The sequence below is a fragment of the Planktothrix paucivesiculata PCC 9631 genome (genome assembly GCF_900009265.2).
Lineage (GTDB): Bacteria > Cyanobacteriota > Cyanobacteriia > Cyanobacteriales > Microcoleaceae > Planktothrix > Planktothrix paucivesiculata.
In genome coordinates this window covers 1-3,719 of sequence record NZ_LR734995.1, presented here as the reverse complement: position 1 = coordinate 3,719, position 3,719 = coordinate 1, and the positions used below count along the sequence as shown (strand labels likewise).

Genomic DNA, 3,719 nt, shown 5'->3' with positions numbered 1-3,719 from the left:
ATTCAAAACGGTTGATTGTCATAATTCTCAACTGTTTTAGTTAAAGAACCATCACTAGCCGTCTTTGTGTCGTGGCAATGTTTGTGTAAAAGTTGAAGGTTATCATAGGTGTCTTTTCCGCTCTTTGAACTTCGGTAGTTGCCTACTTTGTGTTGTTGGATATGGAACCCTAGAAAATCAAACCCAGTATTCCCTTCAATTTCCTTGAAAGTGTGGGTTAATTTAGTTTTGCTTGGTTTTAATCCCAAACCCATGTTACCTAACCAATCAGCTATTATTTCTTGACATTTTTTGACTACGTTTAAATCCTCGTGCATTATTACGAAGTCATCAGCATAACGGATTAGATTAAGAGATCTGCGGTTATTCCGTTTATTCCCTTTCAGAGTTTCTGCATATTGCTTTACTCTTTCCTCCATACCATGTAAGGCAATATTCGCAAGTAGAGGTGAAATAACTCCCCCTTGTGGTGTACCTTCATTTGTATGGAAAAGTTCTTTTCCCTCCATATATCCTGCTTTGAGCCATGATTTTATTAAACGGCTTAATGTAGGATATGTGTGTAATTTGTCAATTAGTGCTTTATGGTTTATGCGGTCAAAACATTTAGCAATATCAGCGTCCAGCACATATTTTTCTTTTTTGCTGATACTGTTAAATATTGCTTCAATCGCATCGTGACATGAGCGTCCTGGTCTGAACCCATAACTGTTTGGCTCAAATTTAGCCTCCCATTCTGGTTCTAATGTTAGTTTGACTAATGCTTGTAATGCACGGTCATTTATTGTGGGTATTCCTAATGGTCTAGTTTCCGTTGAACCGGGTTTGGGAATTTGCACTCTACGAGTTGGCTTTCCCTTGTTGGTTAACTTTAACTTGCCTACCAATTTCATTCGTTGTTTAGGATTCAGTGTTTTGATTCCGTCCACTCCGGCTGTATTTTTACCTTGGTTATCTTGTGTTACCCTTCTGACTGCAATACATTTAGCACTCCAGGAATTAATCAGGGTTTTCTGAAGTTTGCGAACTGCTTTAACATCGCCTCGTTCACTCGCTTGAAATATTCGTTTTTGCAACTTGAAAGTGACCCGTTCTAACTTGCGCCAGTTAAGGTCTTTCCATTCCACCGTCTGAGTTTTAATCAGCGTTTTAGACATATTCATTGCTACTTACTTAATTTCTTTGAAGTTATCGAGTGTTTGTCAGCATATCTTTACCATTACAGTAAAGCATTCGCTTTTAACACCATCCCCCTCTTACATAAAGTTCGTTAGCTGCTTACTGGATTATTCGACCTTTCCAGAGTTATGTAAGAGTTACTTCGTTCCGATTACACATTATTAAAGTCTTTAGCGTGATGCTCTCCACCGGGTTTATTGGGCGGTGCTTATAAGTCGATTCCCGAATCGCTTATGCCCTATCCTTGCCTTTTGGCTTGGTGTTATTCAGTTTTAACCCTGAATAAGCCATTACACCATTATACTTAACGATGGTTCGGACACATCTTTGCTTACGCTACGCATGGACTTCTTGCTTGGTAGTTACCAGTTTTGGCTACCAGTAGTTCTTACCTTTTAACCCCGCTTTAATCTGTTGGTTGCTACCCATACAAACTAGGGGTTATGCTTTCACCTCAGCACTTGAGGGATGGGACTTAATTCACAGAATTTCACCCATAAATGTAATCAGTTGTCACCAGTCTTATCAACTGAGCTAACCGTCCTATAAGCTTTTCAGCTTATTTTAAGTTAAACGAATCGCACCAGAAATTAATATTCGCTACTCTCCATTAAAGTCCCAACTCTCCAAGTGGTATTAACATCTTCAGGACTGTTGGCGCCAATTTCTTCCCCTTGAAGCCAAGCGGATTTCTCAAAATAATCAATTTTGAAAAAGTAGCGATCGCCGTCTAATTCTAAAGTCACAAAATCTCGTTCTCCGTAAGGGTCATTATCCGGTGAAAACGAGTTAAATTCCTTCAGCAATTGTAGAAGTTGTTGTTGCTGTTCAGGAGGCAGAAGCCCAACACTATGGGACAAATGAATAGCTCCGACTTGTGAATTTTGAGAGCGTAATTGATCATTAAGACGAGCAATTTGTTCAGCTTTTGTTAAGGTGTCAGTCATATTTTTTTAAACAATCTTCACCCTCAATCGGCGCGTTAGCGCGGAAGTTAGGTGAGATGAAGAGCTTCCCAACCCACAATAATCCCAGAAAATGAACTGCGATGGCGTAGCCACCGCCTGTCGGCATCGCTTAAACCCACCTATTCCAAAAAAAGGAAAAGAGGCAGACGGAAGGGACATGGTGGAAAATTTTCCACCATGTTCACCTCTGATCAGATAATGCGGCTAATTTTGGACATCGGCAATTAAATTGACTCAAGGCGTTGAATAATAGAAAAATCTAATTAATCTGTTAGAGTCGATAGGAGCGTTACCACTCCTACCTCTCCTTCAGAACCGTGCGTGAGACTTTCACCTCACACGGCTCCTTGATAACTCCATCCTTGTTACGGATACGATTCAAAACGGGTTATTTTCATAATTCTCAATTATTGGTAATTGCTTACTATTAGTTGAAAAACCATCATGAGCCGTCTTTGTGTCGTGACAATGTTTGTGTAGAAGTTGTAAATTATCATAGATGTCTTTTCCACCTAATGATGTTGGTTTAATATGGTCAACTTCTACAGTGTCTGTACTTGTGAAATACAAACCACAGTGAGGACAAATACCCTTTTGTTTTTTGATTAATTTGGAAACTCTGCTAGGAGTTTCAGGATATTCGCCTCGTCGTTTACTCCAGTAAGTCCAGTCTCCATTAAACGGACTAGCCTCTCCCTTGACCTTTGTATGCCTTACGATTGGCGTACTGGCGTGTTTGAGTAATTCCATTCCGTTTTCTGTACTGAAGCACCAATTTCTGTCGCCTACTGTTCTCCAGTATTTGTCTTTATTAATGCTCCCTTTTCCCCTTGTTCTTGCCCATGTTCTCAACTTGTTATAGGTTAGTTCATCTACTTTTGAAAAGGTTTCTTTACTAACCACTGTTGAATAATAGTTTGACCAGCCCCTAATAATTGGATTCAGCTTGCTAATTAGGGCAGCTTGTGGGGCTGTCTTATGGGTATCTATTACTTCAGCTATCTTGACAAGATGAGTTTTGATTTTGGCTTTTGAGGGTGTGATTAATGTGCTAAAACCTAGCGGTGTTCCATTCGTGTTGTTCGCACATCGGTAGTTACCTACTTTGTGTTGTTGTACATGGAATCCTAAGAACTCAAACCCAACATTTCCATCAATTTCATTGAGGGTGTGGGTTAATTTTGTTTTACTTGGTTTTAATTCCAATCCCATGTCACTTAACCATCCTGCTATTATCTCTTGACACTTTTTGACAACGTTTAAATCCTCATGGATTATTACGAAATCGTCAGCGTAACGGATTAGACTAAGGGCTTTTCGGTTATCCCGCTTACTCCCTTTTAGAGTTTCTGCATATTGCATGACTCTTTCTTCCATACCATGTAGGGCAATATTCGCAAGTAAGGGTGAAATAATCCCGCCTTGTGGTGTACCATCATTAGTAGGCGTAGAAATAGCGAAGCTGACACCAAGTGCAAAGTAGCCAGTTAAACTCCTTCTGTCATTGGAAGGATAATATTGCCGTTTCGGCAAGTTTATGCTTCCAATTGACTCCGGCAAATATATGCTTCC

General features: G+C 39.9%; 2 protein-coding genes and 1 pseudogene. All 3 read right to left on the bottom strand.

What is annotated here, in order from left to right; all coding sequences use genetic code 11:
• Window positions 1-41: 41 nt before the first annotated feature.
• Window positions 42-1,163 (bottom strand): annotated as a pseudogene (locus PL9631_RS27485) (reverse transcriptase domain-containing protein); the annotation flags it as partial.
• A 606-nt stretch (window positions 1,164-1,769) separates the two neighbouring features.
• Window positions 1,770-2,126, bottom strand: coding sequence for a DUF3768 domain-containing protein (locus PL9631_RS27480; protein ID WP_083616996.1), 357 nt, complete (start codon window positions 2,124-2,126; stop codon window positions 1,770-1,772).
• Window positions 2,127-2,525: 399 nt separating this feature from the next.
• Window positions 2,526-3,719: group II intron reverse transcriptase (locus PL9631_RS27475; protein WP_197046253.1), on the bottom strand; the 1,194-nt coding region annotated here is incomplete at its 5' end.

Bases quoted from the DNA above. Each gene is read 5' to 3' on its own strand.
- PL9631_RS27480 (WP_083616996.1), bottom strand. From the start codon at position 2,126: ATGACTGACACCTTAACAAAAGCTGAACAAATTGCTCGTCTTAATGAT.